This window comes from Amycolatopsis sp. NPDC034160 (assembly GCF_055575355.1).
The window spans coordinates 181,916-194,278 of the sequence record NZ_JBVISU010000017.1 but is presented as its reverse complement, the minus strand read 5'-3'; the positions used below and the strand labels follow the sequence as shown (position 1 = coordinate 194,278).

The 12,363-nt window shown below is 67.4% G+C and carries 12 protein-coding genes; all 12 read right to left on the bottom strand.

Going from position 1 to position 12,363, the window contains the following annotated elements:
- Positions 1 to 593: 593 nt before the first annotated feature.
- Complete coding sequence (locus ACZ54P_RS29520; protein WP_465464837.1) at positions 594 to 1,268, bottom strand: hypothetical protein; 675 nt, start codon at positions 1,266 to 1,268, stop codon at positions 594 to 596.
- A gap of 11 nt (positions 1,269 to 1,279) precedes the next feature.
- Positions 1,280 to 1,783: a hypothetical protein gene (locus ACZ54P_RS29515; RefSeq protein ID WP_465464836.1), complete on the bottom strand. Its 504-nt coding sequence runs from the start codon at positions 1,781 to 1,783 to the stop codon at positions 1,280 to 1,282.
- Positions 1,784 to 1,788: 5 nt separating this feature from the next.
- Positions 1,789 to 2,889, bottom strand: a complete 1,101-nt coding sequence (locus ACZ54P_RS29510) for an MCE family protein (RefSeq protein WP_465464835.1) — start codon at positions 2,887 to 2,889, stop codon at positions 1,789 to 1,791.
- Positions 2,889 to 3,872 (bottom strand): MCE family protein, encoded by a 984-nt coding sequence (locus ACZ54P_RS29505; protein WP_465464834.1) that lies wholly within the window; start codon positions 3,870 to 3,872, stop codon positions 2,889 to 2,891. Before ACZ54P_RS29505 ends, ACZ54P_RS29510 begins: the two co-directional genes overlap by 1 nt.
- Complete coding sequence (locus tag ACZ54P_RS29500) at positions 3,869 to 4,873, bottom strand: MCE family protein (protein WP_465464833.1); 1,005 nt, start codon at positions 4,871 to 4,873, stop codon at positions 3,869 to 3,871. Before ACZ54P_RS29500 ends, ACZ54P_RS29505 begins: the two co-directional genes overlap by 4 nt.
- The gene (locus ACZ54P_RS29495) at positions 4,873 to 5,883 is read right to left on the bottom strand and encodes an MCE family protein (RefSeq protein ID WP_465464832.1); all 1,011 of its coding nucleotides are present in this window, start codon (positions 5,881 to 5,883) and stop codon (positions 4,873 to 4,875) included. Before ACZ54P_RS29495 ends, ACZ54P_RS29500 begins: the two co-directional genes overlap by 1 nt.
- Positions 5,880 to 6,893 carry an MCE family protein gene (locus ACZ54P_RS29490; protein ID WP_465464831.1) on the bottom strand — a complete coding sequence of 338 codons (1,014 nt, stop codon included), beginning with the start codon at positions 6,891 to 6,893 and terminating at the stop codon, positions 5,880 to 5,882. Before ACZ54P_RS29490 ends, ACZ54P_RS29495 begins: the two co-directional genes overlap by 4 nt.
- Positions 6,890 to 8,113, bottom strand: coding sequence for an MCE family protein (locus tag ACZ54P_RS29485; protein ID WP_465464830.1), 1,224 nt, complete (start codon positions 8,111 to 8,113; stop codon positions 6,890 to 6,892). The genes ACZ54P_RS29490 and ACZ54P_RS29485 overlap by 4 nt, the downstream gene beginning before the upstream one ends.
- Entirely contained in the window at positions 8,110 to 8,949 is an 840-nt protein-coding gene (locus tag ACZ54P_RS29480) for an MlaE family ABC transporter permease (RefSeq protein ID WP_465464829.1), read from the bottom strand. Before ACZ54P_RS29480 ends, ACZ54P_RS29485 begins: the two co-directional genes overlap by 4 nt.
- A gap of 4 nt (positions 8,950 to 8,953) precedes the next feature.
- Entirely contained in the window at positions 8,954 to 9,757 is an 804-nt protein-coding gene (locus tag ACZ54P_RS29475; RefSeq protein WP_465464828.1) for an MlaE family ABC transporter permease, read from the bottom strand.
- Between the two features lie 2 nt (positions 9,758 to 9,759).
- Positions 9,760 to 10,536, bottom strand: coding sequence for a hypothetical protein (locus tag ACZ54P_RS29470; RefSeq protein WP_465464827.1), 777 nt, complete (start codon positions 10,534 to 10,536; stop codon positions 9,760 to 9,762).
- A gap of 202 nt (positions 10,537 to 10,738) precedes the next feature.
- Positions 10,739 to 12,331 carry a DUF6801 domain-containing protein gene (locus tag ACZ54P_RS29465; RefSeq protein WP_465464826.1) on the bottom strand — a complete coding sequence of 531 codons (1,593 nt, stop codon included), beginning with the start codon at positions 12,329 to 12,331 and terminating at the stop codon, positions 10,739 to 10,741.
- Positions 12,332 to 12,363: the final 32 nt, after the last annotated feature.

Sequence of the window (12,363 nt, the reverse complement as noted above, 5' to 3'; positions counted from 1 at the left end):
CTTCGCAGTCGGACTTGATCTTCGCAAATCCAGTCCTAGCAAGGCTCTCCGTCCCAACTCACCCCACCCCCAAGACCACCACTGAGAAAACCTCAATGTGGCATTGGGGACGCTGACCGTCTCCACTGCCACATTGGAGACATGCCCGCCTCCCGATTGCCTGCTCACACCACCAGGGGTGACCAGCCTCCCCAAGCCTCAAAGAGGTGTCGCGAAAGCCACTTTCGGGACACCAAGCCTTACCCCGGGGCATGCCACCTTGGCCTTGCCTCTCAAGATAAAGAGGGTTAGTGGGCAAAGGTGTCATGGTCGGCACCTATGCGGTGCGCGTTCCCGCGAAGGCGACGCCCGCTGCTCGTGTCGCGAAAGCCACTTTCAGGACATGTGATGTCCCGAAAGTGGCTTTCGCGACACCTTCGGGACACCACCGCCCAGTGCCGAAGCCTGACGCCCAAACGTCTCACAGACCCTCCCGAACACGACACCTTTGCCCTACCCCTCAATAGAACCCGAATCGTCATTCACGACACGTACGCGCGCGGCAAGCTTGGGTCGACTCGCGTTTAGAGGACTAAACGCGAGGGGCGGGAGGGTCAGGCGGCGGCGAGGGCGGTCACTCGCCACTTGCCATCGGAGCGTTCGGCGGTGACGCTCAACTGGGCCGCACCTGTGCTCCGCTGCCCGTCGCCTCGCACGCCGGTCTGGTCGAGGAACACCAGCAGCGACGCCCGGTCGCCGTCGAGCACCTTGACGCCCGAGACCACCGGAGTCGAGGTCACGACCAGTTTCTGCGCCACGGCCAGGTTCCGGACCTGTGCGAACAGCTGGTCGTACTGCCCCAGCGCCGGACCGGTCAGCACTTCTTTCGCGGCCTGTTCGCTCTTGGCCGGATCGTCGTAGCGGTAGGAAAAGACCGTGCCGAGCGCCTTGCCGACCTGGTCGCTCACCTCGGCGGTCGTGGCGACGTCGGTCAGCGCGGTGTTGTGGGTCAGCACCGCGGTGGCGTCCCGCGCCTCGATCGCGAACCACCCCGCGAGGCCCGCCATCACCAGCGCGACCGCGCCGAACACCACCGGGAGACGACGGCGTCGCACGGGCTCGACGACCTCATCGGCAGGCTCGGCGCCCGAATCGACAGAGTCGGCCGCCACGACCTCGTCGGCGGGCTCGGTCTCCGGCGCTTCGAGAACCCGGGTGGTGCTCCCGCCCATCTTCCCGGCCACCTTCACCGTGCGCCGTGCCGGTTTGACGGTTCGTTTCGTCGACATCGCGTCCTCCGTCAGGGCTTTCCGGTGTCGGTCACCGGCACCTGGCCGAGCGACGTGACGCGCCACCCGTCCGGCGTCCGGTTCAGGCCGGCACGGAACCGGTTGTGCTTGGTCACGGCTTCACCGCCCTCGGGCCGGACCTCGAGTTCGACCGACGCGATCACCTCGGCGGTCCCGCCGCCACTGTCCACTTCGGTCACCGCGGCGTCGACGACCCTGCCGGTGGTCACGGTCTTCGCCTGACCGATCCGGGCGAGCCCGCCTTCCCGGTCCCGCGCCAGTTCGTCGTGCAGCGCACCACCGGAGAGGTTCAGCCAGTTCTGGTAACCCTGGTCGGCCTGCCGATGGTCCAAAGTGGTCAGTGCGGCGACCGCCTGCCTGCCCGCCCGCAACGCGTCCTCGCGGACCGTGGCCCGCGCGACGCCGTCGTCCCGGCTCGCGTCCCACCAGGAGTAGCCGAACCAGACGGCGAGCGCCGTGGCGACCACGGCGAGAAGGGCGGCGAATCTGGTCATGGGCTTCACCTTCCCGGCACGTTCTGCGAACCACGCACGTTCGTCGGGTTGCCCTTCGGCAAGGCACAGCGCGCGGCGGTGTTCAAGGGACGGGCCGAAGTGTCGAGACCGTCGCGGTAGCCGGTGTTGTAGCCGGTCACGCACGGCGGAGGGTCGAAGAAGGTCAGCGAAAGACCGACGTGCGCACCGTCCGGCCCCATGATCGCGTGGCCGGCCGCGACCGCTTTCGGCGCGGTGACCAGCAGTTGTTCGATGCCGTCCTGCCGTGCTTCCAGCACGTCCGCGGTGGTCAGCAGATTCGCCAGCAGGACGCCGAGACTCGGGCCGGTCTCCCGCAGCAGCGTGCTGACCTCGTTCGCGGCAGCCGGAACGGCCGGGATCAGCCGTCGAAGATCCCCATCGGAACTCTTCAACGTCTCGGCGAGCAGTTTCGCGTTCGCCCCGAACGAGCGGATCGCGTCCGCCTGCGAAACCTGCGTGTCGAGCACGGTCTGCGCGTCGGTCACGAACCTGGTCAGCGGGCCGACGTGCGCGCTCGCCTCCTGGACGAACTCGATACCCCGCCCGACGAGCTGATCCAGGGCCGGCCCCGCGTCGGACGTCGCGTTGTACAGCTCGTCGACCACGGTCCGCAGCGCGGGCTTCGGCACCGAATTAGCGAAGGAGTCCACACTGGACAGCACCACGTCCACCGGCAACGGGATCTTCGTGTCCGCCTCGGAGATCACCGAGCCGTCCCGCAGCAGGGCGCCGTCGCCCCGGCGAGGCCGCAGGTCGACATATTGCTCGCCGACGGCGGATCGGTTCGCGACGACCGCTTCGGTGTCCGCGGGCACGCCCGGTGCACCCGGCTCGATCTCGAGATCCACCTCCATCCCGGAGGCGGTCAGCCGCAGTTCGCCGACCCGGCCGATCGGCACGCCCCGGTAGGTGACCTCGGCGTTGCTGAAGATGCCGCCACCGGTGGCGAGCCGCACTTTGACGGTGTAGCCGCGGTCGAGGACGAGTTTGTCCAGCCCCGCGTACGTCGCGCCGACGTAGGCGACACCGAGGACCGCGATGACCACGAAGACCACCAGCTGGGCGCGCACGAACCTGGTCAGCATCAGCGGCCACCACTGTTCTTGAAGGTCAGGAACGTGTTCAGGTAGTCACCGCGGAGGGCGTCGAGCGCGGCGTCGGGGAACGGGAAGGTGAAGATCATCTCCATCGCCTTCGGCAGCTTGTCCCCCGAGTCGGCCAGCTTCCGGAGCATCGGTTCGAGTGCCTTGAGATCCGCGACGAGGTCGTCCTTGCTGCGGTTCACCGTGTCGACCGCGACCGAGGTGAGCCCATCCAATGATTTCAGCATCCCCACCAGTGCCTGACGCTGCTGGTTCAGCACCTCGATGCCGGGGGTGAGCCCGTTCAGCGTCGCCTTGATCTCCTCGGTGTTCGCGTTCAGTGTCGCCGCGAGCTTGTTGACGCTCTCGATGGCGCGGGTGATCTCCGCCTTGTGCTCGTCGAGACCGCGCACGAAGGTGTCCAAATTGGACAACAGGCTGCGGGCCGCGCTCTCCTTGCCGCCGAGCGCGTCGTTGAGTTCGCGGGTGATGTTCTGGACCTGCGCGACGCCTCCACCATTGAGCAGCAAGGAAAGCGCGCCGAAGACCTCCTCGATCTCCGGGGTCAGCGACGAACGCGCGAGCGGGATCACCGCGCCGTCGACCAGCCGCCCGCTCGGGGTCCCGTCGTCCGGCGGAGCGAGCTCGACGAACTTCTCGCCGAGAATGCTCGCCTGCCGCAACCGCGCGACGGCGTTGGCCGGCAGGTTGACGTCCCCGCTGAGCAGCAGCCCGACCACCGCGCTGCGTCCGTCGGGGGCCAGCTCGACCGTCCGCACCTGGCCGACCGGGACGTCGTTCACCTTCACCCCGGACTGGGGAACGAGATCCAGCACGTTGGTGAAACTCGCCGTGACGTGGATCGGGTGCTCACCGAGCGCGGCGCCACCCGGCAGCGGGATGTCGTAGACGTCGACGCCGCTGCTGCAGCCGGTGGCGGCCAGCGTGACGGCCACTACAGCGAAGCCTTTGAGCCGGGATTTCATTTCGCCCCCGAGAATTCGGTGAGGTTCCCTCGGCCGTCGAGCGTTCCGGCACCCTGGTTGTACGCGCCGAGCACGTTCGCCAGCGCGTTCGGCGCGGCGTCGAGCGCTTCGCCCAGCGAAGCCTTCTGCTGACTGAGCACCTTGGTGATCTCGGCCAGTTTGTCCACATCGGACTTGACCTTGCCGCGATTGTCTTTGATGAACCCCTGGACGACGCTGAGCGCCTCGGTGAGTTCGGTCATCGCTCCGGAGAACTGGTCCCGCTGATCGGCCAGGATCTTGCTGATCGAGGAGATCTGCTGGATCGCCTGTTTCACCTGACCGTCGTTCGAGGCGAGCATCGCGGTGAACTTGCTGATGTTGTCGACGGAGTTGAACAGGTCCTGCTTCGAATCGCTCGCCGTACGGGCGAATTCACCGAGGTTCTTGATCGCCTCGCCGAGTTTGCCGCCGTTGCCGTCGAGGTAGGCCGCGGCCTTGGTCAGGACGTCGCTGACCGCGCCGTCCTTGTTGGCTCCCTTCGGCCCCAGTGCCGTCATCAGCTGGTTGAGGCTGCCGAGGAGTTCGTCGACCTCGACCGGGGTCACGGTGCGTTCACGGGGGATCTCGGCGTCGGCACCCAGCTCCGGCCCGCCCACGTACACCGGGGTGAGCTGCACGTACCGGTCGGCGACCAGGCTCGGCGTGATCACGACGGCGCCGACGTCGGCGGGCAATTTGACGTCCGGCCGCACGGACATGGTCACCTCGACGGTCGTCCCCTTCGGCTCGACCTTGGTCACCGAGCCGATCGCGACCCCGAGGACCCGCACCTCGGAGTTCGGGTACACCCCGACCGTCGCGGTGAAATACCCGGTCAGGACGCGGTCGGCCTGGCGGGTCAGCAGCGGCCAAGCCGCCGTCACGATCAGCCCGGCGACGACGGCGAGCGCGAGCCGCCGCAGCCAGGCCCGCCGACGGGCCTGTCCGCCGAGATCGGCCAGCGTGAAGTGGCGCCCCATCAGCGTCCCCCGTTCCTCGAAGGCATACAGCTACCCGGCGTTCCGCCGGTCGGGACGAGCCCGCAGATGTAGGTGTCGATCCAGCGGCCGTTGCCGACCGCGTTGCCGAGCAGCCGGTAGAACGGCCCGGCCAGCCGCAGGCTCTCACTGAGCTTGTCCTGGTTGCGCTGCAGCACGGTGGCGACGCGATCGAGCTGGTCGAGCGCGGGCCCGAGGGTTTTCTGGTTGTCCGCGACGAGCCCCTTGAGCTGCACCGACAGGTTCTTCACCCCGCTGAACAGCTTCGCGATCGCGTCCTTGCGCGCGTTCAGCTCCGTGAGCAGGGTGTTGCCGTCGCGGATGAGCGCCTCGATCTGCTGCGTGCGGTCGCCGAGGGTCTGGGACACCTTGTTCGTGTTCTGGAACAGTTTCACCAGTTCCTCGTCGCGGGACGCGAGTGTCTTGGACAGCGCGGTGATGCCGTCGAACGCCGTCCGGACGTCCTGGGGGGTGGAGGCACCCAGCGTTTCCGACAGCGTCCCGAACGCTTTCGCCAACTGGTCGGTGTCGATCGCGCCGACGGTGTTCGCGAGGTCGTTGAAAACCGTGGTGACATCGTAGGGCGAACTGGTGCGCTGCACCGGGATCGGTTCGTCCGGATCGAGTTCCGCGTTGCCGACCGGGTCGATGACCAGGTTCTTCTGCCCCAGCAACGTCTTGATCTTGATCGCGGCGGTGGTGCGGTTGCCGATCCAGGTGTCCTTGACCCGGAACAGGACCTTGACGCGCCCGCCTTCGAGAAGGACGTCGGACACCTCGCCGACCTTCACGCCGGCGACCCGGACCTCGTCGTTCCGTTTGAGCCCGGCGGCTTCGGTGAACTCCGCCGCGTACGTGGTGCCGCCGCCGACCAGCGGGAGGTCGTCGGAGAAGAAGGTCGCCGATCCGGCCGCGGCCATCAGCAACGCCGTGATGGCGCCGACGACGATCGGGTTGCGGCTGCGGAAGGGTTTGATCCTCGGCGCTTTCACCGGCACCGTCCTTGGGTCAGCGGGATGCCGACCGGCGGGCCGCCCGGGGCGGGCCGCGCGTCGGATTTGACCGAGCACAGGTAGAAGTTGAACCAGGAGCCGTAGGAGACCATCGCGCCCATGCGGTCCAGCTTCTTCGGCAGGTTCGTCAGGAACTGCTCGAACACCGGGGTGTTGTCGGCCAGGTTCTTCGACAGGTCACCGAGGGTGGTGATGCCGGCCTTGAGCGGCGCGCGGCCGTCTTGGAGCAGGCCCGCGGTGGCGGTGGTGAGTTCCCCGAGCCCGCCGATCGCCTGCCCGATGGGTTTCGCGTCCGCGGCGAGCCCGGAGACCAGCTGGGCGGTGACGTCGACGAGCTTGTCGAACTGGTCGCCCTGTGAGTTGAGCGTGTCGAGCACGGTGTTGAGGTTGCCGACCACCTGGCCGATCACCTCGTCCTTGCCCGCCAAGGTGTTCGTGAGCGACGCGGTGTGCTCGATCAGGCTGTCGATGGTGCTCCCCTCGCCCTGCAGTACCTGGACGATCTCGAACGACAGCTGGTTCACGTCGTTCGGTGACAGCGCCTGGAACAGCGGTTTGAACCCGTTGAACAACGCCGTCAGGTCCAGCGCCGGGTGTGTCCGCTCCGGCGGGATCAGCGCCCCTTGTTCGAGCACGGGCGGGCCGTCGGGGCCGGGGTCGATCGAGATGTACCGCTGGCCGACGAGGTTGCGGTACCGGATGGTGACCGTGGCGCCCGCGCTGAGGCGGCGTTTGCTCTCGATCGAGAACCGCACGTCCGCCAGGCGGCGTTCGACCACGCCGACGGACTCCACCTGGCCGATGCGAACCCCGGACATCCGGACCTCGTCGCCGGGGTTGACCGACGTCGCGTCCGTGAACCTGGCCGTGTAGCCGACCGTCGTGCCGACGCTGCTGTTCGCGATGGTGATGGCGAGGATGCCGGTCGCCACCGCGGTGATCACGAAGAAGATCAGGCCCTTGATCGCCGGGCCCGCGATACTCCTCATCGGACGGTCACCTCCGTTCCACGCAGGGCCGGGCCCACGAGCGCGCTGCTCCAGTCCGGGACCTCGGCCGGCTTGATCCCGAGCGACGGTGCCAGGATTTCGGCGACCAGCCCTCGCTCCCCCTTCGAATTCGCCGGACCGAGGTCCCCATCGGCGGCGAACGACACCGCCGCCGAAGTCGCGCCCCCGCCGTAGCACCGCGGGCCGCCCTTTTGGTCGAACCGCGGATCGTCCCGGCCCGGCACGTACTTGTCCCTCGGCTCGTGGACGGACAGCGTCACGTGCAGCCCCGGCTCCCCGGTGCCCTTGCCCAACGCCTTCTCCATCACCGGCTTCAGCCGGTTCACCGCGTCGAACAGGCACGGGAATTCGGGTGAGTACCGCGAGAGCAGTTCCAGTGTCGGCCTGCTCTTCGCGCTGACGCCGATGATGTTCTCCTTGTTCTGCACCAGGAACTTGTTCAGGTCACCGCTCGCGGTGGTGACGCTGGCATACAGCTTGTCGAGGTCGGCACGAGTGTCCACAATGGTCTTCGCCGTCGTGGAGAGATCCGAGAGCGCCTTGAGGATGTCCGGCGCGGCCCCGGTGTAGAGGTCGGCCACGTCGGCGGCACGGCTGATGTCGGCCTTGAACCGTGGCATCAGCGGGTTCACCTGACCGAGGAGGTCGTTGAGCTGGACGATGCTGTCCCCCAACGACTTCCCGCGATTGTCGAGGGCGAGCGAGATCGCGCCGAGCGAGCTGTTGAGCTTCTGCGGCTGCACCGCGCGCAACAGGGGGAGCAGATCGCCGAGCACCCGTTCCAGCTCGATCGCGTTGGCGGAATGGTCCTGGATGATGACGTCGCCGTCCCGTAGCGAGGCATCCGCCGGCCGCTCGGGCAGAACGAGGTTGACGTAGCGCTCGCCGAACACCGTCTTCGGCAGCAGCCGGGCCGAGACGTTCCGCGGCAGCTGATCGATCTTCGCCGGGTCGATGGCGAGGTCGATCTCGGCGCCGTCCGCACTGCCTCGCACCTCCCGGACTTCGCCGAACGGCACACCGCGGACCTTGACCTCGGCGGGCGGGGCCAGCTGGTTGCCGACCCGGTCGGTCTTGAGCGTGACCAGTTCCGCGCGATCGAAGTCCTTGTTGAAGATGGCGACGGCCAGCCAGCCGAGCAGTACCAGGATGACGAGGAAGATCGCCCCGGCGACCTGCGTCCGTGCCCGCGTGCTCATCCGGACACCTTCACCGTCGTGGTCGCGCCCCAGATCGCCAGGCTGAGGAACAGGTCCAGCACGCTGATCAGCACGATCGACGTCCGCACCGCGCGGCCGACGGCGACCCCCACCCCGGCCGGCCCGCCCGCCGCGCGATAGCCGTAGAAGCAGTGCGTGAGGATGACGCCGACACTGAACACCAGGACCTTGCCGAACGACCACAGGACGTCTTCAGGCGGCAAGAACAGGGAAAAGTAGTGATCGTAGGTTCCGCCGGACTGTCCGAAGAAGACGACCGTCGTCACCCGCGAACCGAGGTACGAGATCAGCAGGCCGATCACGTAGAGCGGGATGATCGCGATGAACCCGGCCACGATCCGCGTGGTCACGAGATACGGCATGCTGCGCACGGCCATCACTTCGAGCGCGTCGATCTCTTCGGAGATCCTCATGGCGCCCAGTTGCGCGGTGAACCCGGCGCCGACCGTCGCGGACAACGCGAGCCCCGCCGACAGCGGCGCGATCTCCCGGGTGTTGAAGTACGCGGTGAGGAAGCCGGTCATCGCGGAGATGTTGATCTGGTTGAGCGCGCTGAAACCCTGCAGCCCCACCGTGATCCCGGTGAACACGCACAGGCCGACCATCACCCCGACGGTGCCGCCGATCACCGCGAGCGCGCCGCTGCCGAAGGTCACCTCGGCGAGCAGGCGCACCACTTCGCGGAAGTAGCGGGTGACGGCCATCGGGATCGCCGCGAGCGCGCGGATGTAGAACAGCAACTGGTCGCCCAGCGCGAAAAGACTGTTGCCGGGGCGTTTGAACGCTTCGCGGGCCCGTTCGGGGACGCTGGTCACGGGATCAGGTTCCCTTCGCGGGGACGAGCTGCAGGTACAGCGCGGTCAGAACGGTGTTGACGAAGAACAGGAGCAGGAACGTGATCACCACCGACTGGTTGACGACGTCGCCGACGCCTTTGGGGCCGCCTCGGGGGTTCAGGCCCCGGTAGGCCGCGACGACACCGGCGAGGAAGCCGAAGATGAACGCTTTGATCGAGCTGATGACGAGGTCGGGCAGCTGGGCCAGCGCGTTGAAGCTGGCGAGGTACGCCCCCGGCGTCCCGCCCTGCACGATGACGTTGAAGAAGTAGCCGCCGAGCACGCCGACGACGCTGACCAAACCGTTGAGCAGCACCGAAACCCCGATGGCGGCCTGCACCCGCGGCACGATGAGCCGGTGGATCGGCGAGACGCCGAGCACCTCCATCGCGTCGATCTCCTCGCGGATGGAGCGGGCGCCGAGATCCGCGCAGATCGCCGAACCGCCGGCACCGGCGATGATCAGCGTCGTCACGATCGGGCTGGCCTGCTGCACCACGGCCAGGACACTCGCGGCGCCGTTGAACTGCTGCGCGCCGATCTGGCTCGTGAGCGAGCCGAGTTGAAGCGAGATCACCGCGCCGAACGGGATCGACACGAGGATCGCCGGCGTGATCGACACACTGGCGATGAACCAGAACTGCTGGATGAACTCGCGCACCTGCACGGGGCGGCGGAACATCGCGAGGACGACATCGAGCCCCATGGCGCACATGCGGCCGAATTCGCGCAGCGCGGCGGCGGCCTTCTCCGGGGCGCGCGCGAGCAGGGTGACGGGATTGGCCATCATCAGGCTCCGCATCCGTTGGGAGGACCGCCGGAGCCGACACAGCGCAACTTGAGGTTGGTGACCAGAGTGTTGCCGGGTCCGGACACCAGTCCGGTGAGCAACGGGCTCAGGTCCTCACGTACTCCGCATCCGGTGAACCCTGGCGTCACGAAGGTACTGGTGGCCTTCACCGATGGTGCAGGGAACTCGAGCGGCATCAAGGCCTTGATGTTCACCGTGGCGGACTGCGCCGTCCGGCAGTTCGGGCCGACGTCGAGGACCTTGCCGTCGACTTTGACGTTCGAGAGCTTGATGAACACCTTGTTCGTGACGTCGGAGTCCGCGCAGATCCGAGTGCCGACAGCCTTGCAGTCGCCCGTGTTACCGGTCTTCACGTGGACTGTGCCGGTGGCGTCGCCGTCCGGGATGAGTTCGACATCGCCGGTGGCAGGCATGAACCGGAAGGACACGAAATAGCTCGACGTCGGCGGGATGGCGAGTTTGCCGGTGATCGGCACCTTGCCGGAGAAACCGAGGATCATGCCGTCGAACCGGCCCTGCGGGAACGTGATGTCCGAACCGAGCTTCGCGACGTGGCTCGTCGTGGGCTGCTGTTCGTCACCGACATAGAAACCGAACTTCAGCCCGGCCTGTGCGGCGGACGGCGCCTGTTCGGGCGCGGCCTGTTGTTGTGTTCGCGCTGGGTCGGCGGAGGCGGAAGCCAGCGAAAGCGCCCCCAGCCCCAGCACCGCCGGGAGCAGGAAGGCGCGCGGAACGCGCCCGGTCAGCACTGACATTCGGGCTTCCTCACTTCTGTTAATCCGGCCGAACGGCCAACTTGTGCAGCACGCTACTGGCGGAAGATCAGGGAAACAAGCAATGAGCGTCGGCGTCCGGAGAAAGAGGCCGATTTTGTAAAGGGGGTAACTGTTTTGGGTTTGGTCTCGTGAGTGGTAATGACGGTTCTAACCGCCATTACCACTCACGAGACCGGCAGGCTCACTTCTTGGTGAGGTTCACCTCCAGGCTGTTCCCGTCGCCCGAGACCATGGCGCTGATCATCGGGGAGAGCAGACCGCAGCCGCGGAACAGCGGCAGCTTGTACTCCGCCGTCAGCTTGCCGCCCTTCATCGGGTTGAAGCCGTGCGCGGAAACCAACGGGATGTCAGCGGGCTGGGCCGTCTTGCACGCCGAACTCGCCATGATGGGGAAGCCGAACAGCCGAACCGTGAGCAGCTTGACTTCGGCCTTCGCGGCGGCTTTGACCGCCCCGGCGTTGACGGTGCCCGTCAGGTCGCCGACCTGGTTGATCTTCACCGTCGCCGAGGCCGGGAAGAAACCGAGGAAGCGGAACTGCACCGAGGAAGGCGGCAGCGACAGCTGCCCGGTGAACTTGCCCGACTGGGCGTTCAGCTTCGCGGTGAATTCACCGGGACCCAGCGGCAGCTTGGCGTTCAGGCCCGCGATGGTCGTCTTGCCCTTGACGCCGTAGGTGATCTGCGTGTCGCCCGGCGGCTGCGTCGTGGTCGGCACGGTGGTCGGGCTCGTCGGCTGAGTCGTCGGGGTCGGCTCCGTGGTCGGAGTCGGTTCCGTCGTCGGCGTGGGCTGGGTCGTCGGCGTCGGCTGGGTGGTCGAGGTCGGCGTCGGCTCGGTAGTCGGAGTCGGTTCCGTCGTCGGGGTCGGCTGCGTCGTCGAAGTCGGCGTCGGCTCCGTCGTGGGCGTCGGCTCCGTCGTCGACGTGGGCTGGGTCGTCGGCGTCGGCTGCGTCGTCGAAGTCGGCGTCGGCTCCGTCGTGGGCGTCGGCTCCGTCGTCGACGTCGGCTGGGTCGTCGGGGTCGTCGGGGTCGGCTGCGTCGTCGAAGTCGGCGTCGGCTCCGTGGTCGGAGTCGGCTCCGTCGTCGACGTCGGCTGCGTGGTCGGAGTCGGATCGGTGGTGGGCGTCGTCGGCGTGGTCGGCGTCGTCGTGCCACCGCCGGCGGGCTTGATCTCGAACGTCCCGAGCTGCTGGTTCTGTCCCGGCTGGACGACGCAGTCCGAGGTGAACGTGCCGAGGTCGGTCGGCTGCCCTTGCGCGTTCTTCGGCGTCATGGTGGTGCTGAAGTTCCCCACCGTCACCGAAGCGGTGCCGGGGCTGGGGAACGTGACCGCGGGTGCCTTACCGCTCGTCTTGACGTGGAAGTCGCCCGACTCCGGCACCGGCGTGACCGGGATGGCCAGCGGCAGGCCGAGGTTCAGCGTCTTGTCGACCGGATACTTCAGCACCGCGGCGGCCTTCGCGCTGCCCTCGATGGTGGTGGCGCCGACGAGTGAGAGGCCCGCGGTCGCGTCCGCCGGAACGGTGACGTCGACGTCGAACGTGATCGGTGTGGACGTCTTCCCGGCCACGGCGTCGTCCGGCAGGACGGTGTCGATCTTCACGACCAGGGTCTGCTCGCCGATCAACGGGAACGGGCAGGTGTACTTCAGCGTCAGCGACGCGGGCGCCGCCTCGCTCAAGCCGGCGCCGGCGATGCCCAGGGTGGCCGCGACGGCGGCCACCGTACCGGCGGCCAAGGCTTGCACGGATCTTTTCGACTTCAGTGGGAACTTCACAACGGTCACTCCCGGGGAATCGGAGAAATTGC

Excerpts from the sequence above, each read along its gene's own strand:
- ACZ54P_RS29510 (WP_465464835.1), bottom strand. The coding sequence starts at position 2,889 with ATGCTGACCAGGTTCGTGCGCGCCCAGCTGGTGGTCTTCGTGGTCATC.
- ACZ54P_RS29505 (WP_465464834.1), bottom strand. The coding sequence starts at position 3,872 with ATGAAATCCCGGCTCAAAGGCTTCGCTGTAGTGGCCGTCACGCTGGCC.
- ACZ54P_RS29490 (WP_465464831.1), bottom strand. The coding sequence starts at position 6,893 with ATGAGGAGTATCGCGGGCCCGGCGATCAAGGGCCTGATCTTCTTCGTG.
- ACZ54P_RS29520 (WP_465464837.1), bottom strand. The coding sequence starts at position 1,268 with ATGTCGACGAAACGAACCGTCAAACCGGCACGGCGCACGGTGAAGGTG.
- ACZ54P_RS29515 (WP_465464836.1), bottom strand. The coding sequence starts at position 1,783 with ATGACCAGATTCGCCGCCCTTCTCGCCGTGGTCGCCACGGCGCTCGCC.
- ACZ54P_RS29470 (WP_465464827.1), bottom strand. The coding sequence starts at position 10,536 with ATGTCAGTGCTGACCGGGCGCGTTCCGCGCGCCTTCCTGCTCCCGGCG.
- ACZ54P_RS29500 (WP_465464833.1), bottom strand. The coding sequence starts at position 4,873 with ATGGGGCGCCACTTCACGCTGGCCGATCTCGGCGGACAGGCCCGTCGG.
- ACZ54P_RS29485 (WP_465464830.1), bottom strand. The coding sequence starts at position 8,113 with ATGAGCACGCGGGCACGGACGCAGGTCGCCGGGGCGATCTTCCTCGTC.
- ACZ54P_RS29475 (WP_465464828.1), bottom strand. The coding sequence starts at position 9,757 with ATGGCCAATCCCGTCACCCTGCTCGCGCGCGCCCCGGAGAAGGCCGCC.